This is a genomic window from Paenibacillus barengoltzii NBRC 101215 (assembly GCF_004000745.1).
GTDB classification, from domain to species: Bacteria; Bacillota; Bacilli; order Paenibacillales; family Paenibacillaceae; genus Fontibacillus; species Fontibacillus barengoltzii.
This window is the reverse complement of sequence record NZ_BILV01000086.1, coordinates 1-26,055: the sequence shown is the minus strand read 5'-3', so window position 1 is coordinate 26,055 and position 26,055 is coordinate 1. Positions and strand designations below refer to the sequence as shown.

Below are 26,055 nucleotides of genomic sequence, written 5' to 3'. Positions count from 1 at the left end.
ACATTACCGCTCTTACGTTCAATTAACCCTGAATTTATGGAAAGTCAAAAACTATCCAGAAGCCGTTCATTATGCCCAAGAGAGCCTTAACTTCGCGCCGGATCACCCTGAAGTTCTGGCCTATAGCTATTCTTTAGTCGCCCAAGCTTATGAGAAAGTGAACGACTACCCAGCAGCGCTGCACGCTATGAACCAGGCCCTTCATCACAGCCATCAATCCGATTATACATATGTAAAAGCAAGATATTATGCGCTATTACAAGATGTGGCTTCAGCCATGTCCGAATTGAAAAAGACCATTGAACTCAATCCAATGTATTTTACCATTTCCTTGATGGACAGCGCCTTTCATCCGTACCACCGAGAGCGTGAGAAGCTGCTGACCTCCCTCAAAACCGCATTAGAATCGAAACTCAATCAAGCGATCTCCCAAATGGAAGCCGTTCAATTTCACCGGTATACTCACTCCAAGTGGTCGGAGGGGGAATTGGAATACAACGGTTTTGATAATTCCATCATCGATTATAGGTACAAGCATTTGCATCCGGACTTTAAGCAATATCGTTTTGTTTATGTTGGCGGAGTTGAAGGGAAGCGTATCCCTTATTCGTATAATCGTCTCGTAGGGGAATTCCATGAACACTACACCCAATTATATGAACTCTATATGAAAAAGCTCCCCGTGATTAAGCAATTCAAAAGCTTAAACACCTATGTGGACTTTACTACATCCTATAAGGAATTTACTCTTTTCCAAACCGAATTCAATCGTTTGGTCGTAGGGTTAACCGCTTTGGTGAATCGATTTAAAGAAAAATCGGCAACCACGCAACAGATCTTTAAAGAGAATCTGGACTTAGCTTTGGAAATCTCTGCGGCAATGAAAAAAAGACTGAAACAAGAGAAGGGGAAAAAGGTATTTAATCTATTGGGGGTAGTAGGCGCGATCTTGCTCCCTATGAAAATCCAGCATGATCATATGGCGGAGAGCTGTTTGGAAAAGCTATACCAACGGGTGAAAAAGGTGACGGCGGAAGCGCGACGAAATGTTGAACTTGAAGGAAAGCACACTTTAGCGATCCAACGTTTTGCGGAGGAAGTACTGATTCAGAAGCCGCTCCCGAATATTTTATAGAAACCAATTTCATATAACCTGTAAATCATCGCAATAAGTTCACAACATTTTATTGTTAAGATGGGTTCAGCCCTTCGGTAAGGAGGAGCATGAGTTATTCTAAAGGAGCTGAACCATCATGAAGAACGTGAATATACCTTTTGTCCTTGCCCTAGCCTCGTTGGCGCTGGTTCGACCTTTAATGAGTATGTTGGGTTTACTTGAAGCTATCGGGCAACCTTTTGGGAGCATTTCGGTTACTGTATTTATTTCGATCCTATGGATTGGGATCGTCGTTCTGTCCCGTGTTGCACACCCTGTCAAAACGCTTCTGTATACAGGAATCACCTACGGAGTCTATGCCATATTGCTTAGTGCGATTCTCTCTCCCATTCTGGAAGGGCAGCTTCAAGGGCCAATCACCAATCCGTTTGCGATCGTGAGTGTACTCTTAACAAATGCATTGTGGGGGCTCGTCGCTGGAGGGATTGCAACTTTGCTGCAACAAGCTTTAAGGGTAAAATAAGCACAGTTAAGAGGGGCCGCAAGCCCCTCTTTTTCGCTAGTCTAGGGAACCCATCTTCTGGGCAATTAATTTCGTCATGGCATGTTTGTGGGGAATCCCTGAGGAATGGCAGTCGAATACAACTTCTGAGCTGTCTTTGATCAGCCAATTGTGGTAGTGGGAGAGCAGTTCACCCGAGTACCACTTGTAGGCGTTGGGCTCTTTCTCAGGGGGCGGGGCGATAAACGGTTTATGGACAAACACGTTCAAGACGTGCAGGCCGTTTTCGTTCGTAAATTGCTTATAGTTTTCAAAGATATGTCCGGCATTGTCTGGGCATTTTCCCATTTGGATATGGCTTGAAAAGAAACCCCGAGGATTTGCGCCAGTTCTTCTTGCGTCAGCCTCTTTTCTTTGCGGTAGATACTTATGTTTCTCGCCAATTGTTCCTTCATGCTTGTATTCACGCTCCTTCATGTATCCCCATTGTAGGGGGCGCGCCTTGGAATGAACAATAACTTCCTATTTGAATTTTTCACAGATTCAACTACCAGTTGAGAAGAAATAAGTATAGTTAACGTTGCGTTTTTATGAATCGTTTTTTATCAGTTATTTAGTCATTAAGTACTATTGGAATTATTTGTATCCTTTTGTATGATCGAAATGTAATATATTTCTTTTATTAATTAATATATGTAAAAATAGAATATAAAGCGGTTACAAGTTTGTGGCTCATATCCGGAGTGAGTCGCAAATTATAATACTAGGAGGTATCCAAATGATTCGTAGAAAGGTGTCTATTAAAGCTGCTTCACTTCTAGTTGCTTTAGCCGTATTCCTATCTACATTTCTCGCAGTTCTTCCAGCGAGTGCAGCCTCCAGAGGAGCATGGGCTCCTAATACTTCCTATGCCGTCAACGATACTGTAACTTATAACGGAAGTACTTATACTTGTATTCAAGCGCATACTTCCCTTGTTGGTTGGGAACCGCCAGTTGTTCCTGCTCTATGGTCGTTAAGCAGCGGCGGCGGTGGCGGCGGAGGAACTACACCATCCGATCCACCAACTAACCCGCCTACTACAGTAACTAAGCCAGCGGAGGTTCCAAGCCGCATCTGGACCTATGTCATGAATGCAGACAATGCCTATGGTAAAGGCGGGGATTTTGCCTTATTGCTCAGTGCCGTCATCAAGAAGGAAAGCTACTTTGGGGATGGATTGTCGGGCAGCCCTTCAGCCGGTGACGGATTGATGCAGGTTGAACCTAACACGCGGAATGCGTATTTGTCTCAATTTAGTGCAAAATATGGGCATGCCTATAATCACAGCAGTGAGCAGGATCAGGTATATATGGGTGCACTGATTTTGAATGAGAAGATTGTTCGATTCGGCAGCATCTACAGCGGCTTACTGCATTATAACGGAGGAGATTATTGGTATCCAGGAGCTACAGATTCCTATGGCCGCCCGATTCTGGCCGACCAATACGCTAATACCGTTTATGCTCAGTATAAGAGCTATGGCGGCAGATATTAAGGAGTAGAGGATCAGCAAGATTGCAAGATCCACCTAAACGTTAGGTTTGGGTGGGTCTTGCTTTTTTTATTCCCCATCGAGATTTTCAGGTACATTTTCCTAGGATGATGTTATTATTGATTTAATCAAATATTTTTTGTCGTAATTTGTAGATTGGAGTCGGTTTTGTTCATGAGAGGGATGCTCCGATTCAGTTCACGTAAAATTATCCTGTATATCGCTGCGGCCATTATGGTTGGTTTGGTGACATGCTATGCCGTCATCTCCGCCTCGAACTCCACAGAAATCCAAAGTGACAAGGGGACATTGGATTTATCCCAAGTTCAAGTGAGTGAGCGTCCGATAAAGCTACAAGGGGAATGGGAGTTTTATTGGCATGAGCTGCTGTCGCCTAATGACATACATGATCGCATAGCAAGCGATGGAAATCCGAACCGCTGGATCAACCTCCCGAACTCATGGCTAGGTTATCGGCTAGATGGTCAGCAGTTAAGCGGTACAGGCTTTGCAACCTTTCGGGTGATGATCCAGCTTAGCGAGCAGGATCGTCATGAGCGGCTTGCACTAAAGATGCCCTCGATATTTCACGCGTATAAATTGTGGGTGAACGGAGAACCGCTGGCCGAGGTGGGGGTCGTCGGTCAGGACAAGAGCAGCATGACACCGCGTCTGGCAACGAAGTTTGTGTACTTCCATCCGGAAAATAACACCGTAGAACTGGTGATCCAAGTTTCCAACTTCCATCATAAGCGGGGCGGCATCACCAAGTTTATCGAGTTGGGCGGCAGTGATGTGCTTACGGTTAGGACTCACCTGAAAATCGCGGGGGAGATCTTTATCACCGCAAGCCTGATGGTCATCGGACTTTATCATTTGTTGTTATTCATCTTGCGACGCAAAGACAGGGCGCCTCTGTTTTTCGGGCTGTTTGCCTTGTTGTTAGGCATCCGTTCCTTGTTGGTCGGTGAGCTCTTGCTTACTCAATTATGGCCGAATTTTCCATGGGAGATCCAGTTCAAAATCGAGTACCTGACGCTCTGCAGCAGCGGGTATATCATTACGCGGTACTATATTAGCATTTTTGCAAATTATGTGTCGCGTTGGTTTCGTCTTGGCTCGCGGATCGTAACGGGTCTGCTCTGCCTGATTGTTGTGGCAGCTCCTGCGATAATTTATACCCATTTATTGTCGGTAATCGGTGTGGTCGTTGTTCTGCATATGCTGTATCTGATGGTTGGACTTGTCCAATCGGCAGTGCAGCGCAAGGAGGGAGCGCTGATCTTCCTGCTGGCTTCGATGGTTACTCTGGTTACGGTCATCAATGATTTTTTATATTTTAACGAATGGTCCTCCATCGGGAATACTTCTCCGCTGGGTCTCTTGATCTTTACGGTCGCACAGATGTTTTTGCTCTCCTCGAGATTTACGAAAACAGCCACGAACGAAGAAAGAATTGCCCGGGAATTACAGGAGGCGAACGACAAGCTGACGGAAATGAATATGAACTTGGAACAGACAGTCCAGGAACGAACCCATGCCTTATCTGTAGCTCATGATAATCTGCGAATTTCCTATGATCGGCTGCTTCTCTCCGAGCAGGGAAGGAAGAAGTTGCTGTCTTATATTACCCATGATCTGCGGTTACCGCTGTCCAGCATGCTAGGATATGTCGAAGCGGTGCAGGATGGGGTTAAGCCGGAACGCAACGAACAGTATTTGAGGTATATCCGGGATAACACGATTCGGGTGAACCGGATGATTGAGGAATTGTCCTATTTATCGCATTTGGAGACGGGACAAGTGATGTTCCAAATGGAGCCAATTCCTGTGGCTCAATTCCTGCGCCAGTTCTATGATCAATATGAGCTGGTTGTACGCGACACAGGGTTGGAGTTCGTATTGGATCTAGGGGATTCGGAAGATCCGGGGAGCGAGTCGTTAGTGGCCGAGATAGATATGCAAAGATTGGATCAGGCGTTATTTAATATCGTGTCGAATGCCATGAAATTTACTGCGAGCGGCGGGGCCGTGCGGATTGCGTTAGCTGTGAACGAAGTGAAGGATCGCCGTTATGCCAATATTTGCGTAGAAGATACGGGAACCGGGATACCACCGGAACACCTCGAACATATCTTTGAACGCCATTACCGGTATGAACAACCTGGTGCCGAGAAGAGGGTAGAGGGCAGCGGGCTTGGGCTGGCGATTTGCCGGGAAATTGTACAAGCGCATGTCGGGACGGTAAGGGCGGAGAGCGACGGGAAGACGGGAGCGGCATTTTACATATCCATTCCTTGTATTCGTCGAGAAGAGGGGTGAGGGCATGGTTCATACGCATAAAATTATGGTCGTTGATGATGATCCCAACATCTGCGAGATTGTACAGGTCTATTGCGAACGGGAAGGTTTTCGATGTGCCTGCAGCTATAGCGGGACGGAAGCGATGAAGTTATTGGTGACGTTCGAGCCGGATTTGATCCTACTGGATGTCCTGTTGGCGAATGAAAGTGGCATCGCTTGGTGTATAAACGCACGTAACTACACGAATGCACCGATTGTGTTTCTGAGCAGCCGTGAGGATGACGAGGTGAAAATTGATGCCTTGTCCTATGGAGGCGACGATTATGTCACCAAACCGTTTAGCCCCGGAGTCCTTATGGCTAAAGTCAAGGCTCATCTTCGCAGGGCGTCGACAGGGAGAAAGGAACAACTGCTGGAGCTGCCAGGATTGACGCTTGATTTCTACGCTCAGTCCGTCATTCTGGGGAGGGAAACCATCTTTTTATCGAAAAAAGAGTTTGGTTTGCTATCCTTCATGGCGCAAAACGTGAATCGCGCCGTCAGTGTGGATGCGCTGTTTCAGGTGATCTGGGGAACGGATAGCCTGGAGGATACGCGGACGGTCGCTGTACACATCAGTAACTTACGCAAAAAAATTGAGGCTGACCCCGCCAATCCGGAGCGCATTGTGACGGTTCGTGGGATCGGGTATATGCTGGTTGCCCGGGGGGCGTAGTAAAAACAGCGGCGAAGGGATATTCCCTTGCGCCGCTTTTGAGTTTATAGGCTATCCAAATATTCGTCAATTGCAGCTTGGATATCTTGTTTAGAGGAGCCAGAGTATAATGGTGCACTGGAACCGCCGCCTGGGGATCCACCGCCAGGGAAGCCGCCGCCAATATCGCCAGGGTCGCCGCCTGGGAATCCACCACCAGGGAAGCCGCCGCCAATATCACCAGGGTCGCCTCCAGGGAAGCCGCCGCCTGGGTAACCGCCGCCAATATCACCAGCACCGCCTCCAGACCCACCGCCTGCTCCTAGATATTTCGATTGAAGGTAGCTTATGATCCCCGCCAAGTTCTGATCGGTTACTCCTTTTAAACCAGCATTTTCAAAAGTTTGCTTGTCAGGTTCATTTCCGGTGCCGTATGCGAAGTAATTATTGATGGCATTGATTTTTATCGTTTCTGTAACAATTGTTTGAATCTCATTTAATGTTTTCGGAAGTGCACTTGAAGGGTAATCATAGTCTTGCAATATCCCTTGGATGCCATATACATTCTCAGATGTAACTCCCGTAATCCCCGCATCCGCAAAGGTCGACTCATCAATTCCGGTCCAATCCCCGGATGCTGCTGCTTCATTAATCAAGTCTAGCGATGATTTGCTAGAAACAGTGACCGTGTATACGAAACTCGCAACCGAACTGTTTTTCAATCCCGACTTCACAGCGATCGCCTTGATCGTTGTGTTGTTTGTAATCGTAATTGGCCCTACATACAGCATGCTGGATGTCGTTGGTTCACTCCCATCCAACGTATAGTACACTGCAGCAGTAGCCGTTGCTGAAGTCAAAGTAACTTGCGTTCCCGAAGTCACCTCGCCGCCGGATGGAGATGCCGTTGGAGTCGCAACGGTAGATTGTACTGGCGGCTGAATAACTGGAGGGGAAGAGGAATCCGGTTGTGGACCAGAAGGCGAAGACGGCACGGTTTGTTGTTGTTTCTTTTCTTCTTCCTGTTTCTTTAGTTCCTCTTCCTTTTTCTTCTCTTCTTCTTCCTTCTTCTTCTGCTCTTCCTCTTGTCTTTTTGCCTCTGTATATTGCTGCTGGGCTTCGTATGCGCCTAACACGAGCAGATCGCGTGTCGCATGAGATTGCCCACCGAACTTCCCGTCGGCACCATTAGACATTAATTTAAGTTCAAGCGCTTTGGCGACATACCCCTTTGCCCATTCGGAAACGGTATGATCATCCACACCAGGTGTTGCCCTGGCATCGGCGTCCTTACCCAGCCCGCGAATCAGGAAAGTAGCTAACTGTTCCTTGGTAACCTTACCTGCCGGATCGTAGACACCATCTGCAACACCATCCGTAATCCCTGCGGCTTTTACTGCCTCTATAAATGGTACTGCATATCCATTTGCAGGATCATCCGCATTGACGTCAGAAAATGAGGATGTCTTAAGATCCTTATCTACTTTCAAATTGAAAATCAACGCGGCAACCTTAGCAAATTGCGCACGGTTCATCTCATCTTTGAGACCAAATGTGCCTTCACCCACGCCGTCGAAAATACCAGCGGAGATGAGTTCGTCAAATTTGGCTTTTGTGGCATCATCCAGATCTTTCAGGTCCGAAAAATCGGCTGAAGTCTTCTCGGCAGCTGTTACGCTATCGGCAGAGTAAATGACAGAACCTAAGCACAGCAGTACTCCCATCAAGAATCCGGCAACCTTATTGCCCATCGTTTGTCCCTCCTAGGAAGTGTGATAAATGTTATTGATCTTCCTACTTTATCATGATTCATTCGACAAATTTCGAAAGTTAAAGAAATCTTTAAAATTGTCGTGGAGGGACACGAGCTAAGGGATTCCGAACGAATCACGCCTTCTTCGCGATCCAGACCGTCCAAGCATCCTTTTCTTGAATGGGAAGCGGGGCAGCTTCGAGCTTACCCGTGATAAAAGAAACCAATGCTTGCAATTCTTCATCCGTAAGTTCATGCAAAATCGAGCGTCCGGTTCTTTGCATCAAGTCCTCACTTAACTCTTCCAAATGCGTATACTTGCGCCGGGTTTCCCAAAGTCTAGTACTATGAACGAGCTGGAGGCCTGCCGCTTCCAGTGCCTTACGCACCTGACCATCCTCATGTCTGCGGCCGACTTCTTTCTCCTTCAACGAAGGGAAACGCTCGAAAAAAAATCCTCGAAGATGATGTTCATCCCCAGGCAGCAGGCAATCTTCAGGCGTTCGATCCTGAACGATCAGCATGCCGCCGTCATCTAGCAGGCGAACGGCTTCTCTAAAGCATGGTTCCAAATCGTCTAGGTGGTGAATTAGGGCTCTTTCCAAAACGACGTCGAACGCGTTGGAGGGAAGACCTGTTTGAGAAGCCTCACCTTGATGAAACGCGGCATGGGGGAGGTCCTTACAGTGATTTGCCGCAGCCTTCAGCATTTCCTCCGAGAAATCTACACCTACGACATGGGAAGCTCCCATTTGAATGAGCGCCTTCGTATAAATTCCGCCGCCGCATCCTATGTCGGCAACCCGTTTGTTGGATACATCAACAATCGAGCTGAGGAAAGAACTCCAAGATGCATCTGCCTCTCTTGTCGTATAAGTCAGTCGGTTGTTCGGGTCATGAAAATCGATAGGCATTTCGTTTCACCTCTCATCATCATTGTTTCACCAGATAAAACAAGGTTTCATTAATTATATTTTAATCCATATCGAGTGGATGCGAAAGGGGGGAGCATTCTATTGTGACAAAAAATCGCGGGATCCAAGCTGATCCAGCTTCAATCCCGCGATTTTTAGATGTAACCTTTAGAACTTCTCCGGAAACTGCTTCACAATGCCTTCTGTCAGGATATCCGCGATGAACCGGTAACCATCTTTTCATTGTGTATCTACTCCTCTGGGATTTGTGAATGTTATAACGATCTTAATATGAACGAGAAATCTCAACCTCATGCGCCCGGTATCTGGACTTCGCATGCATGATCACTTGAAGAAAATGGGGATGCTTAAGAGCGAGGCAGCCTTTATAATAGATTAGGTATTATAACGAGAGGATTTGAGGTTGAAGTGAACCGGAATTTTTGGCGTGATTTACCGCGACCTTTTTTTATACTTGCACCGATGGAAGATGTGACGCATGTGGTGTTTCGTCATGTCGTGAGTCAGGCGGGCAGACCGGATGTCTTCTTCACGGAGTTTGCCAATACGGAGAGCTATTGTCACCCGGAAGGGAACCATAGCGTCCGCGGACGGTTGCTTTTTACGGAGGACGAGCAGCCGATGGTGGCGCATATTTGGGGCGATAAGCCGGAGTTTTTTGCCAAGATGAGTATGGGCATGGCGGAGCAAGGCTTCCAGGGGATCGATATCAATATGGGATGCCCGGTGCCGAATGTGGCGACGAATGGGAAGGGGAGCGGCTTAATTCTCCGACCCTCGGTGGCCGCTGAAGTGATCCAGGCCGCCAAAGCCGGGGGCTTGCCAGTAAGTGTGAAGACGCGACTGGGTTTCAACGAGGTGGAGGAATGGCGGGAGTGGTTAACCCATATTCTGAAGCAAGACATTGTTAATCTGTCGATCCACCTGCGCACCCGAGAAGAAATGAGCCAAGTTGCAGCCCACTGGGAGCTGATCCCGGAAATTAAGGCGCTGCGCGATCAAATCGCACCACAGACCCTGCTCACGATTAATGGCGATATTCCCGACCGGCAAACCGGCTTGAAGCTGGCTGAGCAGTATGGGGTAGACGGGATTATGATTGGGAGAGGGATCTTTAAGAACCCGTTTGCCTTTGAAAAAGAGCCAAGAGAGCACAGCACGACCGAATATCTGGATCTGCTGCGGTTGCATTTGGATCTCCATGATCAGTATTCCAATCAATTGGAGGCGCGTCCGTTTAAGGCGCTGCAACGTTTCTTCAAGGTGTACGTCAAAGGATTCCGCGGGGCAAGTGAACTAAGAAATCAACTGATGAGCACCTCATCAACCGATGAAGTGCGGAAGATGCTGGACGAGTTTACTCAGCAAATGGCCAGCGAATAAAGTAAACATAAGCAAAACAGGTCAACTATGGGCAGAACGCCACCATAGTCGACCTGTTTTTGTATAACTGTGTATTTCCCTGATTTACTTATGCTCTGCAAATCTCCACCAAGCCACGGTTCCGGCGAAGCCCACGATCGCGGTGAGGACGAGAATGCTGTAGCTGATGAAGCCGATATCTACACCCTTCGTCAGAAGAACCGGAATAGTCCATGGGAAGTACGGGCCGAGGCCGAGCTGAACAACCGCATTGGAGGCGATGATGATCACGAAGATCACCCCGATTGGGGCAAGATACCCTTTCGTGATATTGGCGATTAAAGCACTGATTGAGCTGACAGCCATAATAAGCACGGATGTAAGCATGAACGTCCCGAAGAACTGAAGGATGGAGGAACCGGAACCACCATTCACCCCAATGAAAGATCCGGCGATCGTAATTAGGGCAAAAGTGAAAAGGGCGATCAATATATTCCAGATCGTAATCACGATGAATTTCGACAGCACGCTATACGATTTGGGAATAGGCTTTACGATCAAATCTTTAATGGTTTTATCGGTGTATTCTCGTCCAAACACCCATGCTGAGGTGAAGGAGAACCCAACCACCAGCAGCGAGGCGATGGAGTCAAAGATATCCGTATAGTACATGTCCCAAGAAACGCCGGGCTCCTTGAAGAGCCCAATCAATAAAGGCATGGCGATAAAGACGACAGCTACGACCCAAAATACGATAGACTTCCATACTTTAAGCAGCTCGTTATGAATAAAAGAAAGTAACATCAAGCGTTCCCCCCTGCTGTACGAATGGTCCGTAAAAAGTAACTTTCCAGATTTTCAGTGACTACGCTGAGATGGGTTGGCGGTTGGCTTGCACGTACTAACAGGTCTGCCAGTTGTTCTGGATTCCCCAAGGCACGCTCTTCAGTCAGCTCCAGCCGTTCATCCTCAGTATCTTTGAACGTGTACCCATTCTCGGCGAGAATATGTCGAATGGCATCGATATCTCGTCCGCCCACAACCAGTTTCTTCTCCACCGAACGCTCCAGTTGATCGATATTCATGTTCTGGACAAGTTGCCCTTTGTGCATGATCGCCACACTGTCAACCAGCTTAGACAGCTCCTCCAAGAGATGGCTGGAGAGGAAGATCGTGACGCCCTCGTTACGGGAAAGGTCAAGTAACAGCTCCCGGATTTCCACGACACTGGCTGGATCCAGCCCGTTGACCGGCTCGTCCAATATCAAAACCTCTGGGTTATGAATAATCGCTTTTGCTAACCCTAGGCGTTGTCTGTTCCCTAGAGACAGGTTTTTGGCTTTCTTCTTACGGTGAATTTCTAAATCCAGCTTCTTAATGACGCGGTCAACGGCCCCTCGGTCGGAGATCCGGTGCATTCTTCGGGCGATCTCCAGATTTTCCACCACGGTAAGATCCGGATAATAAGAAGCTTCCTCCAAGTAACCAACGTGGCTCCAAAGCTTATAGTTACCGGAGTCCACCTTGCTGCCCAACATATAGATGCTGCCGGAGGTAGGCTTGAGCAGCGACAGGAGCATCTTAATTGTTGTTGTTTTGCCAGCTCCATTCAAACCGAGGAAGCCCATAATTTCCCCTCTGTGTACTTCAAGCGAAAGGTTGCGAACCGCATGAAAATCGCCGAAGCTCTTGCTGACATTATCCAATTGGATGGCGTTGGTGCCGCCTCTTCTTCCATTACTCATCTCTCTAACCACCCTTTACTTTAAAATTTAGAGAAAACACGATTTGGTGTTTCACCTGAGCACAGCTTGTACTTTAAACGACGAATCTCAACTGAACCTCAACCCAGGGCGCCGAGTTGTTGATTTTCGGTTTATTTTTGGGGAGTATATTCAGTAGAAAAAAGGGGGAGATCCTGTGTTTGATATCTTGGTGGTCGAAGATGACGTCAATACGCAGCGACTGATCTGCGCCGTGCTTCAACGCGGGGGCTACAACTCGCATGTGGCCGGAAATGGGATCGAGGCACTTAACCTGATGGAGGAACGTCACTTCGATTTGGTTGTACTAGACTTGATGATGCCGGAGATGGACGGATACCAATTATGTGAGGATTTACGTAGTGCGGGGGACAACATTCCGATCCTGATGGTGACTGCGGCCCATGATATCAAGTTTAAGCACAATGGCTTCCTTGTCGGAACCGATGATTATATGACTAAGCCCTTCGACGAGCAGGAACTGCTGTTCCGAATCAAAGCGCTGTTGCGTCGCGCACAGATCGCGAACGAGCGCAGGCTAGTTGTTGGGGAAACGATATTGGATTACAACGCACTCACGGTGACAAGGGGAGATCAACAAATCTCTTTGCCGCAGAAAGAATTTTACCTTCTGTTTAAGCTGCTTAGTTATCCGAATAAAATTTTTACGCGATTGCAGCTGCTTGAGGAGATTTGGGGGCCAGATACGGAAACGGATGATCATACACTGAACGTTCATATCAACCGGCTGCGCGACAAATTTAGAGACAGTCCCGATTTTGAGATCGTGACGGTGCGCGGTTTGGGATACAAAGCGGTGAAGAGGGGATGAACTTGATCCAACAGTTTTTGCCGAAAAAAATCACCCTAGCCGTGACATTAGTCGCCTGGGTCTTTCTCGTCATGGTGCTGTCGATTACATCTGCTGGCTTGCTTGCCTTCTTGCTGAACCGCGCAGGCTGGATTGACCTGAATCAGCCGAATTCCTATCGCGGCATTTACGTCCTGATCTACATCAGCATTTTTATGGGCGTTGTCATTGCCGCGTTGTTAAGCAGACGATCCGTCAAGCCGATTCGCGATATGATGGAGGCTACCGCGAAGGTGGCCAAAGGGGATTTTTCAGCCCATGCGACGGTGAAGGGGAGCGTCGTTTTTGAACTAGACGAGCTTGCCGTCAGTTTTAACAAGATGGTGCAGGAGTTAAAAGGAATCGAAACGCTGCGAAGCGACTTCGTGCGGAATTTCTCCCATGAGTTTAAAACGCCGATCGTCTCCATCAGCGGCTTCGCCAAATTGCTGAAGCAGGGAAATCTCAGCGAAGAAGACAAGCAGGATTATCTGGATCGCATCATTCAGGAATCCGAACGACTCGTGGAGCTGTCTACCAGCATTCTCAACTTGTCGAAGGTGGAGAACATTGAAATTTTGAGCGAAAAGACGAGCTATCGGCTGGATGAACAGATCCGACTTGCCGTTCTGATGCTGGAGCCAAAGTGGAACGCGAAATCGCTTCAGCTGGATATCACATTGGACGATGTCACGATTCACGGCAATAAAAACCTGCTTCAGCAAGTGTGGATCAACCTTCTCGACAATGCGATCAAATTTACGGAAAGTGGCGGAAAGCTGAAAATTACGCTTCAGCGGAGGGGGCAGCAAGCGATCTTCCGGCTTGAAGATAATGGCCGCGGGATGGATGAAGAGACGATGCGGCGCATGTTTGATAAGTTTTACCAAGGCGATTCGTCCCGCTCCATGACAGGCAACGGATTGGGATTAACCATTGTCAAGCGCATTATCGATTTGTGCGAGGGGACGATTGAGGTGGACAGTGAGCTTGGAGTGGGTTCGATTTTTACGGTTCGGCTGCCGCTGGGCATGGTTCTCCAAACTAAAGGTCAATAAAAAATGACGCCCCACATCACTAGTCGAATTCAGGGTGAAGGGGCGTCTTCGTCTGTTCACTTCTCATTTCAGCAGCGGCAAAAAAATCTCATCCACGATCTCCTCAATGGTCTTCATAGAAACGGGTTCCAACGTAATTAGCAGTTCATGTCTCACAAGATCTACAGGCAGCCTGGTAATGCGCGGCGTAACCTTCTCCGGACGAATTTCCCCTCTTTCTATGGCTCGGTCCAAAATAACGGTCATCGTATTCGTTCTTCGAAAATTGAGAATATCGGAGAAAGGAATGTCAGATACTACGGACATCAGGCCGTGAATCGTTTTGGGGCCAATTTGCTGCAGCATCTCATTTAACTCATTCAGCAAGAGGAGGACATCGCTGCGCAAATTCCCGGTATCCGGGACTGAAACCGTCGGCAAATGGTTCAGAATCGCCGCTAAGACAAGCTCTTCCCGATTCGGCCAACGACGATAAATGACAGGTTTGCTGGTTTGAGCTCGAGCGGCAACTCCTTCAATCGTAAGGTGATGAAAGCCAATTTCCATCAATTCGTCCCACGCGGCTTGAAGAATCGCCCCCTCCAATTCAGCTCCTCGTCTTCGCGTTGATCCTTCTCCTTCATTGATTTTATTCATAATACAAACCTCCAATAAAATACGTTGCGTTTCTTATTCGATTGTAGTATGATGAATCCGAATAAGAAACGTTTGGTTTCTAAATGGATAAGGAGTGATACACGTGAGTAAACCAGGCGAACTTGCAGCATCACCATCAAAAATGAAAATCGATCCAGCTGTCATGAAAGTGGCATGGATTCTGTTAGTGGGGATGCTTGCCCCTTTATTCGATACTACCATAATGAACGTCGCCATCGATACCCTAGGCAATGTACTGCATGCTCCGGTTACATCGATCCAGTGGGTGATGACGAGTTATTTGCTCGCGATTAGCTTGGTTATTCCCATTTCCGGCTGGTTGGTTGATCGTTATGGCGGTAAAAATATGTGGAATTTGGCTTTAAGTTTGTTTCTTGTCGGTTCTGTATTGTGCGGTTTATCTTGGAATGTGGGAAGCCTTATCGCGTTTCGCGTCATTCAAGGCTTGGGCGGCGGTTTGATGATGCCGATCATGCAGACGATGATTGTCCGCGCAGCGGGCGGACAGAACTTAGGCCGGGTTATGGCGATTGTGGGGTTGCCGGTTCTGATCGGGCCGATTCTTGGTCCCGTATTGGGCGGGGTGATTATCCATAATCTAGATTGGCGTTGGATTTTCTATGTCAATATTCCGGTCTGCTTGATTGCCCTGTTCTTATCTCTAAAGGGATTGCCCAAAGATGATGTCGCAAATCGTCCGCAGAAGCTGGACTTACTAGGTTTAACTCTGGTGTCTCCGGCGCTCGTGCTGATGATTTATGGACTTACGAAAGTCAGCTCGGAGCATGGTTTCTTTAAAAGTCCGGTTCTTGTCCCCATCGCGATTGGACTGTTGTTTATGATCGTCTTCTGCTGGTATGTACTCAGAAAAACCGATCATCCGATCGTCGATCTGCGAATCTTTAAGAGCACAACGTTCTCTGCATCTGCCTGTCTGTTGTTTATCTCAGGGCTTTCTTCCTATGCCGGCATGTTGTTATTGCCGCTGTATTATCAACAGGTTCGCGGTCACAGCGTGCTTGCTTCAGGGTTGCTGTTGATTCCTCAAGGCCTTGGGATGTTAATGACCCGCTCCTTGGCAGGGAAGCTGACGGATACCATCGGCTCCCGATGGGTGGTTCTCGGCGGTACTATTCTGACGCTGCTCGGAACTTTACCTTTTGCCATGAGTTCAGTAGATACCAGTGAACTGATGCTGGCCATATCCCTGGTTGTCCGCGGCGGAGGACTTGGGGGCTTGATGCTTCCGATCATGGCCACCGCCTATGAGGGGTTATCGAAGGAATTGGTACCGCATGCCAGCAGCGCAACCCGGATTCTTCAGCAAATTGGGGGTGCGTTTGGGGCTTCGGTCTTTGCCGTCATCTTGCAGAATCAAATCAACAGCCAACCCGTTCACGATGTCTCAGCGCTGAACACCGCGTTTAACCATACCTTTATGTGGTCCGTTGTCTTCACGATTGTATCGCTTGTGTTTATCATCTTCTTGCCTCATAAGAAAAAGAATACTGTTCTTAAACCCAGCATCAACTGATGAGGTAAAACGGGTTTGAAATAGTCTTTCTTGAGGGGAATCCCTTGAGGAAGAGAATACTAAACAGCTGTTCGCAAAGCCCAAGTGAGGGATTCGAACAGCTGTTTTTTGATAGCTCTACACCGCGAACCTTGGAAAATACCATCGTATCCCTGAGTGAACCATCAACCGCACATGCATCTTAATCAAGATGACTAGGTGGTGCCATTCTAGCAAAATTGCGTTATAGTAGGTAATGCAATCGGAACATTCGAAAGGGCAGTCATCATGAATAAAACAAGTTCCTTCTTCCTTCGCAAGAAAGAAGAATTAGGTGTTGAATTAAATGAAATCCAGAAGCAAGCGGTCCTTCAAACAGAGGGACCCTTGCTATTGTTAGCTTCACCAGGATCGGGGAAGACCACAACGATCATTATGCGGATCGGGTATCTGATCGAGGAGAGGGGAGTTTCTCCCAGAAGGATCAAGGCAGTAACGTTTAGCCGCGCTTCAGCGCACGATATGAAGGAGCGGTTTAACACCTTCTTCCCAGAGCTGACACCGGTTGATTTCTCCACGATTCATAGCTTGGCCTTCGAGGTGGTGCGGGAGCATTTTCGTGCGACCCAGACGTCGTTCCAGATCATCGAAGGCGATGTCGACGCCGCTCAGCAAGAAGCCAGCGGTTCGGAGCAACTTCCGTTACATAAGAAGATCATATTGCGGAATCTCTATAAAGCGATCACCGGAGAGAATATCACAGATGACCAGCTGGACGAGCTGACGACCTACATTAGCTATATCAAAAATAAAATGATCCCCTCCGAGCAATGGTCCGCGGTTAAAGTGGAGGTGCCCCATGCCGAGCAGATGTTGCGGGAGTACGAGCACTTCAAGCAATCCGGCACCCATTCATTGCTGCTTGATTATGACGACATGCTGGTGGTTTGCGAACGCATCCTGGCGGAGAATGAAGGGGTGCTCCGCAGGTACCAGAGGCGTTATGATTATGTCCTCACAGATGAAAGCCAGGATACGTCCAGGGTGCAGCATGCGATTATCGAGAAGCTGGTGCAACAGCATCGTAACCTATGCGTCGTTGCCGACGATGATCAAAGCTTGTATAGCTGGCGAGGGGCCGATCCTGCATATTTGCTGAACTTCAAGCAGGTCTATCCGGAGGCGTTGATCTTGTTTATGGAGCAAAATTATCGCTCTACCCCAGAGATCGTGAACGTCGCCAACACATTGATTCAGCGCAATCAAGACCGATATCCGAAAAAGATGTTCACCGAAAATCCCCCGCACAAGCCAATTGAGATACGCCATCTGGATGATTACAGCGATCAGGTTAAATATCTGGTGAACGAGATTCAGCAGATCAAGAACTTTGCCGAGGTGGCGATCCTGTATCGGAACAATTCCTCATCCATCGCGTTAATGAACGAGTTTGATCGTGCGGGCATTCCTTTTTATATGAAGGATGCGGATAACCGCTTTTTCTCCCATTGGGTTGTCGAGGATATCTTGAATTTCATGCGGATGACGTTCACGGATAAACGTCCCGATATTCTGGAGAAGATCCATCTGAAATTTAATGGATATATCAGCAAGGAGCAGATGGCGGCGCTGCTCAAGATTCGAAATGAGGAATCCGTCTTTGATAATCTGTTGAACCGGGTCCCGCTTAAGGATTATCAGGTGAAGCAGCTGCAGATGTGCAAGGAGACGTTTCAGGAAATGAAAGGGATGCCGCCGCTGCATGCGATTCGGGTGATCCGCGATCGACTGGGTTATGAGAAAGCCCTGGAGAAGATTTGCGAGTGGAAGGGATTCCGTATGGAATATCTCTTGGGGATCTTGAACACGCTGGAGGAAATCGCGGCGGAATTGGCGACCATGGAGGAATTCGCCGCCAGATTGAAATACTTGGAGTCGATCTTGCGAACGGCGAGAACCAAGCGAGGGCAAAATGCGGTCACGTTCTCGACGATGCACAGCTCCAAGGGCTTAGAGTTCGAGCGCGTGTATATGATCGACCTAGTGGAAGGGATCATTCCGTCTAAGGCGGATAAGGAGAACACGGACATGATGGAGGAGGCGACCCGGCTATTTTATGTGGGGATGACCCGGGCGAAGAAACATCTGGAGCTTCTGACTTACAAGAAACGGGATGGGGCAGAGGTGACGGAGTCGAGGTTCGTGGCCTACGTGAGGTACATCCAACTTCCACCCCAAGCGGGCGCGCCTTCGTCTGCGACTTCGCCCTCCATCCCTGTTCCAGCGCAGGACAACCCCAATGCCATCCGAAGGCTGGCTGAGCTAAGGGAAGGGGAATCCATTGTCCATCGGGCTTTCGGAAAAGGTATGATCGTTCAAGTGAACGGGGAACGGGTTCATATCCGGTTTGAGACCGGGGAAAAAGCCTTATCAACGACCACCTGTCTCCAAATGGGCTTATTGGAACGGGCGGAGGATGCATCCTAGCTAAGCGATGCAAATATACGGCTAGGAAGTAAACATAACTTGAAATAAATAACTACTTGACGCTGATCAGTTCAGCGTCTTTTTTTTGATCAACCGCCTTGCAAGAAAAATCAATTCCAGGAAATGTGCGGCCCCTTCCGAATTTCCTTTATTCTGCCTGCCTGCAAAAATAAGCGATTGCTGGAAATCCACGGGCATCTTAGAGTGATTACATCGAACTTCAAAGGGAAAGGAGAGGGAAACATGGCTTCCTCCTTGGAACCGATTACAAAACAGACAACGTCTGTAACCAGGGCCCGCAGTCATCGGCTGCGACAAATGGGAAAAATCCTGATGCGGGATAAATTCCTGTATGTATTAGCCTTACCGGGCCTGCTGTACTTTCTGATCTTCAAATACGTTCCGATGTGGGGAATCATCATCTCATTTCAGAACTATTCGCCTTATCAGGGAGTGCTGGCCAGTCCTTGGGTGGGACTGGAGCATTTCCGACGCTTTTTCTCCAATCCTGATTTCTTTATGTTGTTTCGAAATACGCTCGCGATTAATACGTTGTCGCTGATCTTCTTTTTTCCGCTGCCCATCCTGCTCTCCTTAATGCTTAATGAAGTGAGGCAACAGGCATACAAGAAAATTGTGCAATCCATCGTGTATCTGCCGCATTTCTTATCCTGGGTCATTATTGTAGGGATTACCTTCATCTTGTTCTCAACGGGAGACGGAGCGGTGAATCAGATGTTGGTGAGTTTAGGCTTTGAGAAGATCGATTTTCTGACCAATAAAAATTATTTCTGGGCCATGCTTACCGCTCAATCCATTTGGAAGGATGCCGGGTGGGGCACGATTATCTTCTTAGCGGCGATGGCCAGCATTGATCCGCAGCTCTATGAGGCGGCCAAAATCGATGGGGCAGGCCGATTCCGGCAAATGTGGAACGTTACGCTGCCTGGCATTCGCTCGGTTATTGTCATTTTGCTGATTCTGCGAATGGGTCACATTATGGATGTCGGCTTCGAGCAAGTGTTCCTCATGATGAATGGGGCTGTCTCAGAGGTGGCTGACGTCTTCGATACGTACGTATACCGTTTAGGTGTGAAGCAGGGACAATTTAGCTACAGTACCGCCGTTGGTTTATTTAAGTCGATGGTTGGATTAATTCTTGTGATCGGCACGAACAAATTGGCTAAGAAGTTTGGCGAGGAAGGGGTGTACTAACGAGATGAGTTATCGCAGCCGTGATCGGATATTCCAAGCCGTCAATGCGATCCTGCTTGGCATCATCAGCCTGATCACATTTTTTCCGTTGTACTATGTGTTTGTCGTTTCGTTTACGGAACCGTCCGCATACCGATCCAGCGAACTTCAACTGTTTCCCAAAGCGTGGAGTCTGGATTCTTATAAGTATCTCATGTCCACTAATGCCTTCCTCAACGCTACCGGGAACAGCGTTTTTCTCGCACTGGTTGGCACGGCGTTAAGCCTGCTCATTACTTCTTGCTTGGCTTATGCGATTTCTCGTAAGCGCTTGCTGGGGCGAAAAATCATCATGCTGCTGATCTTGCTGACCACGTTGTTTAATCCCGGTATCATACCGCCGTATTTGCTGGTCCGCGACCTGCACCTGATCAATAGTATTTGGTCCCTGATTCTCCCGGTGCTGACCAATGGGTGGTATGTCCTCTTGATGAAAGGATTTTTTGACAGCATCCCAACCAGTCTGGAGGAGGCGGCCCGAATTGACGGCTGCAATGATGTCAGCGTGTGGTATCGCGTCATTCTCCCCTTGTCACTGCCTTCGCTGGCTGCATTTGGCTTGTTTTATGCCGTGGCCTACTGGAACACCTTCTTTACCGCGCTTCTTTATATTAACGAATTCTCCAAGCAGCCGCTCCAAGTGTTGCTGCAAAACATGCTCATCGATGCGTCAACCGCTGCCGGGGGTTCTGTTGCTGCCGAAATGATGTCCGAGCAACGAATACCGCCGGAGACGCTGAAAATGGCTGCCGTGGTGATTGCGACCGTTCCGATTCTGCTCGTGTATCCCTTCCTGCAGAAGCATTTTGCCAAGGGAGCTATGGTAGGTTCGGTCAAAGAATAGTCTTATCTATTTATTCGAATAGGGAGGTCAATAACGTCATGAAGAAAAAGAGTTTCGTCTTGCTAAGCGTCACCTTGCTCGTGAGTCTGCTGCTATCCGCTTGTTCATCCGGCACGAAGTCGGGATCCAGCGGTTCCGAGGGCTTGACCAAGCCGCTGGAGGTCAGCATTATGACCATGTATTACACGCCGGAGCCTCCGGGACCGGAAAACGTGGTTGTCAAAGAATTCGAGAAGCGGACCAATACCAGGTTAAATATCACTTGGGTCTCTCCCAATAACTACGGGGATAAAGTGAACGTCACGCTGGCTTCCGGCGATATTCCGGATCTCATCCTGCTGGATGACCCGTTTAATGCGCAGGTGCGGGGGATGGTGGCGCAAGGGGCCTTCTGGGATCTCACCCCGTATCTTCAGGATTACCCGAACTTAATGCTGTACCCCAAGGAGTCCTGGGAGAACACGAAGCAGGCCGATGGAAAGAACTACGGCATCCCGCGTCCGCGTCCGACCGATGGCGGAGGATTCACTTACCTGCGCAAGGACTGGCTGGATAAGCTGAAGCTGGACGTTCCAACGACGACCGACGAGCTCTATGAAGTGCTGAAAGCCTTCGTTGAGCAAGACCCGGACGGCAATGGGAAGAAGGATACGATCGGGTATATCGGATTTGTGGATCAGAACGGGATGGCCAACTTTGGTCAGCTGCAGAACAGCTTTACGAAAGTGAATGGCGACTGGAAGCTGATCGACGGCAAGCTGGTAAACGTGAATCTGTTGCCTGAAGTCAGAGAGAGTCTGGTTTGGCTGAATCGGGCTTATGTTGAGAAGCTGATTCCGGAAGATTTTGCCGTGTTAAAGAATACGCAGTCCAAGGACTTGCTCAAATCCAATCGCGGCGGCGGGTTCCAGGATACGGTGGAGGCCGCTTGGGAGCCCACGGAAGAGCTGCGCAAAACGATTCCCGAAGCCGATTTCCTGCCTTTGGTTTCGTTGAACGGGTACTCCAATAAAGACAGCGGATTTTTCGGGATGTTTGCGATCCCCAAAACCGTCCCTGAAGACAAAATGAAGCAGTTGCTGAAGCTGATGGATTATGGAGCTAGTCAGGAAGGCAGCGACTTGGCGAACTTCGGCTTCAAGGATGTACACTATACCGAGGAGAACGGGATTAAATTAGCAACGCCGCAAGCCCAGAAGGATATTGTCGCTCAGCAGGCGCTGGGACAAATTTTCTTGAAGTATGATCCCTACCTCCGGGCTTACCGAACAGGAATGCCGCTGGATGTTCTGGAACGGAACAAGAAAATTATCGATGAGAAAGCGAAAATCAGCATGGGCGATCCGGCAGTCGGACTGTACTCGGAGACCAGCACCTTAGTCGGGACGGAGCTGCGCAAGAAAATTCAAGATATGAAGACCAAAGTCATTATGGGGAAAGAACCGATCAGCGCTTGGGATGACTACGTGGAGAAATTGAAGGCAGATCCGGATTTGCTCAAAATTACCGAAGAGATGAACGAAGCTTATCAGCAACGAACAAAAAGTGAATAATGACCCAGCCCCCGAGAGCAAAAATATGGTTTTCGGGGGATTTTCCTCGTTTCCATCTATAGTAAGATAGGGAAGACCAATGGAAACTACGGAAAGGCGGGGATGTATGAAGAAGAGCCATTTTTTTCGCAGAAGCTTATTTTTGGTGTTATGTGTCACCAGCCTGCCCACCGTGATTATTGGGATTACATTCTATATCGCCGGCCGGGCCTATATGGAGAATGAAATCACGCGCCATCATGATGCCTTACTAGTGAAGACGATTGATCGAATGAATGACAGTTTAGCTCAACTGGAGCTGGCTGCGACCCAGTGGTCCTTGGACAGCCGACTGGACGGAAGGCTTGGAGAGATTGATTTAGTAGACGAATTTAACGTAACGCATAGTCTGTATCGTTTTTTGGGGGTTATGAAAGGAGCCTATCCTTTAATCGACCAAGTCTATTTATATTTAGACCGGCAGCAGCCGGTGATCGTATCGGATATCGAGGGGATCGTTCCGCTGACCGATATCCAGCAACAGAAGCAATTTCACGGTCTGCTGCAGCAAGGCAGATCGGAGTTTTGGCAGTTCGACTTAACGAAGGTCAATGGGAAAGGGACAGGTCCTTATGTGGCGCTTGTCCACAAGCTGCCAAGTATCGGTAAACCTTACGGGGCATTGATTTTTTATTTGGATCAGTCGAAGCTGGTGCAAATGGTGGAAGGCATGTCGGTTGATAATGAAGGCGCTTCCTTTTTGATGGGCAAGGATGGCTCGCTGCTGGTCTCCCCGTCGTCCCTGAACCGGAAAAATGCGGAGTTGGAGCTTGCCGTGCAGGAGAGCGTCATGCAGCGGAAGGAGGAGACCGGCTCTTATCTTTTTCAATGGAAGGATAAATCCTATTTAATTTCGTACGGGGAGTATTCCCGCTTAGGTGAACCTTGGAGATACGTCACCACGATGCAACTGTCGCAACTCACCGCGCCGATTGTGATTATCTCCCGAATTATATTGGGGATGGGAGCCGTCGGGCTGATCGTGGCTTGCCTGCTCTCCTGGATGGCTTCGCATCGGCTCTACCGTCCGATCCGCCGGTTGGTTCGTTTGGTCAAAATGCAGAAGCCGGACCCCGGGCCGGAAGTAGGGGATGAATTGGACTATATCGCCAATCAGTGGACCCATTTGAGCGAAGAACGCAAAGCCTTGGAGACGAAGCTGAAGCAAGCGTATCCTTCGCTGCGGGCCGCCTTTATGATGCAGTTGGTGCAAGGGCATGTGTACTCGCTGAAGGAGCCGGAGATCCGCGCAAGGTTACAGACCTTTGGCTGGTCCTCGGAATCGCAATGGTTTGGACTTATGCTGGCGCGGGTTACGGGGGTGTCCAAGGCCGATAACCGATTTATGGAGAACGATGAATACCTGATCTCCTTTGCTGCAGCCAATATCGCGCAAGAAATGGTGCGAATCCGGGGGATTCAAGCGGAAATCATCAATTTCCATGACCTCACCGTGGGAATCCTGCTTTCCTATCCGTCCGAAACCAGAAAAATGCATGTCAAAGAAGAGCTGTTCAGCCTGGCCGAGGATTTAGTCCGCACGATCAGTTCGCTGCTAAAGATGCAAACGACGATCTGCATTGGGCGGTTAACCACCGAGATCAAGGATATTCCGGATATGCTGCCGTTTCTTCAGAACGCGATTCTGTATCGGGACCTGAAGGAACAATGCCAGGTGCTTGATCTGGAGGAGATTCTGCCCTATACGCCGCAAGAGGTTCATTATCCCTTCGCTTTGGAGAAGGAGCTGCTTCAAGCGTTGCGGATGGGACAATGCGAGCAGGCGATGCAGCGGATCGAGGCCATTATCTCTGAGTTGGTCGTGCGTTCGCGCAAAGAGAAGCTATTGAAGGAAGGCGTCATGCAGGTGCTGGGAAGCATCATGCATACGTTATTGGAGACCGGCTACCAACCTCATCAGTTGTACGAAGGAGATAATCTCTTTGAGCAATTGAGTCAAATTCGGGAGCCGGAGCAGATCGTCCGTTTTTTTCAGCAAAAAATTATCCTTCCGTATGCCCAGAAATTAAGCGAGGATCAGACGGCCCGGGCGAAGCCGCTCATCGAACAGGTGACAGCGATGCTCAAGGATCAGTTCGCCGAAGGGATTTCGCTCGAAGCGTGCGCGCATCATTTTAATACAACGCCTTATACGCTGAGCCGCTTGTTCAAACAGGTAACCGGCATGAATTTCATCGATTATGTAACGGCTCTCCGGATTGAGAAGGCGAAGGAGCTGCTCAGTGACTCCGATATGAAAGTGAATGAAATTGCGGAGCAGGTGGGGTTACAACCGTCCTATTTTATTCGGCTGTTTAAGAGGTTTGAACAGATTACACCGGGACAATATCGAGAGAAAGTTATGAAATAAAGGAAAAATTTCATATCCCTACCCACAGCCTTTTTCATTATAATAGAGAAATATAAAAATATATGGGGGTTGTTATGAATACTAAGCAAACTCAGCTCGGCGAGGGGCGGAGTGATCGATTCTCTTCTGCCGGATTTATTTTGGCCGCGATCGGCAGTTCCGTTGGTCTCGGCAACATGTGGAAGTTCCCTTACATTACAGGCCAAAACGGGGGAGCTGCCTTCTTCCTGATCTTCATTATCTGTTTGATCCTGATCGGCTTGCCTCTGTTGTTAGCGGAGCTGGCCATTGGGCGCTCAGGGCGCGGAAGTGCATCCACGTCCTTTGTAAAAGCCGGCGGTCCTAAAGTGTTTGGCCGTCTTGGGCTGCTGCAAGTTATCGCTCCCTTTCTTATTTTGAGCTTCTATGTCATCGTTGCGGGCTGGACGCTCCATTATGCGGTTCAATCCTTCAGCGGAGGTTTGTATGTCGATTCGGACTATAGCGGGAAATTTGGTTCGTTCATCCAAGGCTTCATGCCGCTCGTATGGCAGGTGGCGGCTGTGCTGATTACCGCCATCGTGGTAGGGAAAGGGATCTCCGGCGGGATTGAAAAATTCAACAAGGTGCTGATCCCGGGGCTCGTCGTCCTTCTGATCATTTTGATGATTCGAGCATTAACCTTGCCGGGAGCCGGGGAGGGCGTTTCCTTCTTCCTTCAACCGGATTTCTCGAAGCTGAGTCCGGAGGCGGCTTTGGTTGCGCTGGGACATGCCTTCTTCTCGTTATCGCTGGGGATGGGGATTTTGCTCACTTACGGGGCTTACGTGGACAAGCGCCAATCCCTGGGCACGGCTACGCTGGCGATCGGGGCTGGGGACTTGATCTATGCGTTTATTGCAGGCTTGATCATCTTCCCAACAACCGCATCTTTTGGCTTAGAGTCGAATGCCGGGCCGTCTTTGGTCTTCATCGCGCTGCCGGCTGCATTCTCGGCGATGCCGTTTGGCGCCTTCTTCGGCGGGTTGTTCTTCGTCCTGCTGGCGATTGCAGCCTTGACTTCCTCGGTATCCTTGCTGGAAGTGCCGGTGACTTACGTGATGGACCGTTGGGGATGGGGCCGCGGAAAATCCGTAACGATCATCAGCGTGTTGGTTCTGTTGATCGGGCTGCCTTCCGTCTTGTCCTTTGGGATCGTACCGGCTTTGTCGGACATGGGCGGGAAGAACTTCTTCGACTGGCTTGATTTCATTACCTCGAACATTTTGCTGCCAATCGGCGGCTTGATTACGACCCTCTTTGTAGGGTACTTTTGGAAAAAGGCTGCGGAAGCCGCGGGGCTTAAGTCCGGTTGGTTCCGGTTATGGCTGTTTATGGTTCGGTATATCGCACCGGTACTCGTCGTACTCGTGCTGCTGCATACTACCGGAGTGATCAAGTTTTAGGAAGAGAATGCAAGGGGCGCGGGGATCGCGCCCTTTTTATT

21 protein-coding genes are annotated in these 26,055 nt (G+C 48.8%); 15 read left to right on the top strand and 6 right to left on the bottom strand.

Annotation, left to right across the window (positions count from 1 at the left end; genetic code table 11):
• Positions 1-1,135 (top strand): tetratricopeptide repeat protein (locus PBA01S_RS22850; protein WP_164744209.1); only part of this gene is annotated, 1,135 nt, incomplete at its 5' end.
• A 118-nt stretch (positions 1,136-1,253) separates the two neighbouring features.
• Positions 1,254-1,640, top strand: a complete 387-nt coding sequence (locus PBA01S_RS19420) for a hypothetical protein (RefSeq protein ID WP_009225714.1) — start codon at positions 1,254-1,256, stop codon at positions 1,638-1,640.
• Positions 1,641-1,676: 36 nt separating this feature from the next.
• On the opposite strand, the gene PBA01S_RS19415 is transcribed toward PBA01S_RS19420, so the two are convergent.
• Complete coding sequence (locus PBA01S_RS19415) at positions 1,677-2,096, bottom strand: hypothetical protein (protein WP_009225715.1); 420 nt, start codon at positions 2,094-2,096, stop codon at positions 1,677-1,679.
• A 301-nt stretch (positions 2,097-2,397) separates the two neighbouring features.
• Here PBA01S_RS19415 and PBA01S_RS19410 point away from each other — a divergent pair, with 301 nt between their 5' ends.
• From PBA01S_RS19410 to PBA01S_RS19400, 3 genes are all read left to right on the top strand, one after another.
• On the top strand, positions 2,398-3,156 hold the full coding sequence (locus PBA01S_RS19410) for a carbohydrate-binding protein (protein WP_085279505.1): 759 nt from the start codon (positions 2,398-2,400) through the stop codon (positions 3,154-3,156).
• Positions 3,157-3,327: 171 nt separating this feature from the next.
• Positions 3,328-5,475, top strand: a complete 2,148-nt coding sequence (locus PBA01S_RS19405) for an ATP-binding protein (protein ID WP_127576557.1) — start codon at positions 3,328-3,330, stop codon at positions 5,473-5,475.
• A gap of 4 nt (positions 5,476-5,479) precedes the next feature.
• Positions 5,480-6,172, top strand: a complete 693-nt coding sequence (locus PBA01S_RS19400) for a response regulator transcription factor (protein ID WP_127576556.1) — start codon at positions 5,480-5,482, stop codon at positions 6,170-6,172.
• 44 nt (positions 6,173-6,216) lie between these two features.
• Here PBA01S_RS19400 and PBA01S_RS22990 read toward each other — a convergent pair whose 3' ends face one another.
• Together PBA01S_RS22990 and PBA01S_RS19390 are read right to left on the bottom strand one after the other, a co-directional pair.
• Entirely contained in the window at positions 6,217-7,902 is a 1,686-nt protein-coding gene (locus PBA01S_RS22990) for a chitobiase/beta-hexosaminidase C-terminal domain-containing protein (protein ID WP_255315397.1), read from the bottom strand.
• 136 nt (positions 7,903-8,038) lie between these two features.
• Positions 8,039-8,818, bottom strand: coding sequence for a class I SAM-dependent methyltransferase (locus tag PBA01S_RS19390; RefSeq protein ID WP_127576555.1), 780 nt, complete (start codon positions 8,816-8,818; stop codon positions 8,039-8,041).
• A gap of 429 nt (positions 8,819-9,247) precedes the next feature.
• On the opposite strand from PBA01S_RS19390, the gene PBA01S_RS19385 reads away from it, so the two are divergent.
• Positions 9,248-10,222: a tRNA dihydrouridine synthase gene (locus PBA01S_RS19385; RefSeq protein WP_028539926.1), complete on the top strand. Its 975-nt coding sequence runs from the start codon at positions 9,248-9,250 to the stop codon at positions 10,220-10,222.
• A gap of 84 nt (positions 10,223-10,306) precedes the next feature.
• On the opposite strand, the gene PBA01S_RS19380 is transcribed toward PBA01S_RS19385, so the two are convergent.
• Both PBA01S_RS19380 and PBA01S_RS19375 read right to left on the bottom strand, forming a co-directional pair.
• Positions 10,307-11,005, bottom strand: a complete 699-nt coding sequence (locus PBA01S_RS19380) for an ABC transporter permease (protein WP_255315396.1) — start codon at positions 11,003-11,005, stop codon at positions 10,307-10,309.
• Positions 11,005-11,946 carry an ABC transporter ATP-binding protein gene (locus tag PBA01S_RS19375; RefSeq protein WP_009225743.1) on the bottom strand — a complete coding sequence of 314 codons (942 nt, stop codon included), beginning with the start codon at positions 11,944-11,946 and terminating at the stop codon, positions 11,005-11,007. Before PBA01S_RS19375 ends, PBA01S_RS19380 begins: the two co-directional genes overlap by 1 nt.
• A 175-nt stretch (positions 11,947-12,121) precedes the next feature.
• Here PBA01S_RS19375 and PBA01S_RS19370 point away from each other — a divergent pair, with 175 nt between their 5' ends.
• Positions 12,122-12,796: a response regulator transcription factor gene (locus PBA01S_RS19370; protein ID WP_127576553.1), complete on the top strand. Its 675-nt coding sequence runs from the start codon at positions 12,122-12,124 to the stop codon at positions 12,794-12,796.
• The gene (locus PBA01S_RS19365) at positions 12,793-13,872 is read left to right on the top strand and encodes a HAMP domain-containing sensor histidine kinase (RefSeq protein ID WP_016313384.1); all 1,080 of its coding nucleotides are present in this window, start codon (positions 12,793-12,795) and stop codon (positions 13,870-13,872) included. The genes PBA01S_RS19370 and PBA01S_RS19365 overlap by 4 nt, the downstream gene beginning before the upstream one ends.
• A gap of 63 nt (positions 13,873-13,935) precedes the next feature.
• Here the strand turns inward: PBA01S_RS19365 and PBA01S_RS19360 are convergent, their stop codons facing one another.
• Positions 13,936-14,508, bottom strand: coding sequence for a TetR/AcrR family transcriptional regulator (locus tag PBA01S_RS19360; RefSeq protein ID WP_009225746.1), 573 nt, complete (start codon positions 14,506-14,508; stop codon positions 13,936-13,938).
• A gap of 103 nt (positions 14,509-14,611) precedes the next feature.
• On the opposite strand from PBA01S_RS19360, the gene PBA01S_RS19355 reads away from it, so the two are divergent.
• From PBA01S_RS19355 to PBA01S_RS19320, 7 genes are all read left to right on the top strand, one after another.
• Positions 14,612-16,063: an MDR family MFS transporter gene (locus PBA01S_RS19355; protein WP_127576552.1), complete on the top strand. Its 1,452-nt coding sequence runs from the start codon at positions 14,612-14,614 to the stop codon at positions 16,061-16,063.
• A gap of 267 nt (positions 16,064-16,330) precedes the next feature.
• Positions 16,331-18,529 (top strand): ATP-dependent helicase, encoded by a 2,199-nt coding sequence (locus tag PBA01S_RS19345; RefSeq protein ID WP_127576551.1) that lies wholly within the window; start codon positions 16,331-16,333, stop codon positions 18,527-18,529.
• 243 nt (positions 18,530-18,772) lie between these two features.
• Positions 18,773-19,744: an ABC transporter permease gene (locus PBA01S_RS19340; RefSeq protein ID WP_050769783.1), complete on the top strand. Its 972-nt coding sequence runs from the start codon at positions 18,773-18,775 to the stop codon at positions 19,742-19,744.
• Between the two features lie 4 nt (positions 19,745-19,748).
• A complete protein-coding gene (locus PBA01S_RS19335; RefSeq protein ID WP_028539922.1) occupies positions 19,749-20,627 on the top strand; it encodes a carbohydrate ABC transporter permease in 879 nt (292 codons plus the stop codon).
• Positions 20,628-20,665: 38 nt separating this feature from the next.
• On the top strand, positions 20,666-22,180 hold the full coding sequence (locus tag PBA01S_RS19330; protein ID WP_127576550.1) for an extracellular solute-binding protein: 1,515 nt from the start codon (positions 20,666-20,668) through the stop codon (positions 22,178-22,180).
• 106 nt (positions 22,181-22,286) lie between these two features.
• Entirely contained in the window at positions 22,287-24,590 is a 2,304-nt protein-coding gene (locus PBA01S_RS19325) for an AraC family transcriptional regulator (RefSeq protein ID WP_254899797.1), read from the top strand.
• A gap of 62 nt (positions 24,591-24,652) precedes the next feature.
• Positions 24,653-26,014: a sodium-dependent transporter gene (locus PBA01S_RS19320; RefSeq protein ID WP_127576549.1), complete on the top strand. Its 1,362-nt coding sequence runs from the start codon at positions 24,653-24,655 to the stop codon at positions 26,012-26,014.
• Positions 26,015-26,055 lie beyond the last annotated feature (41 nt).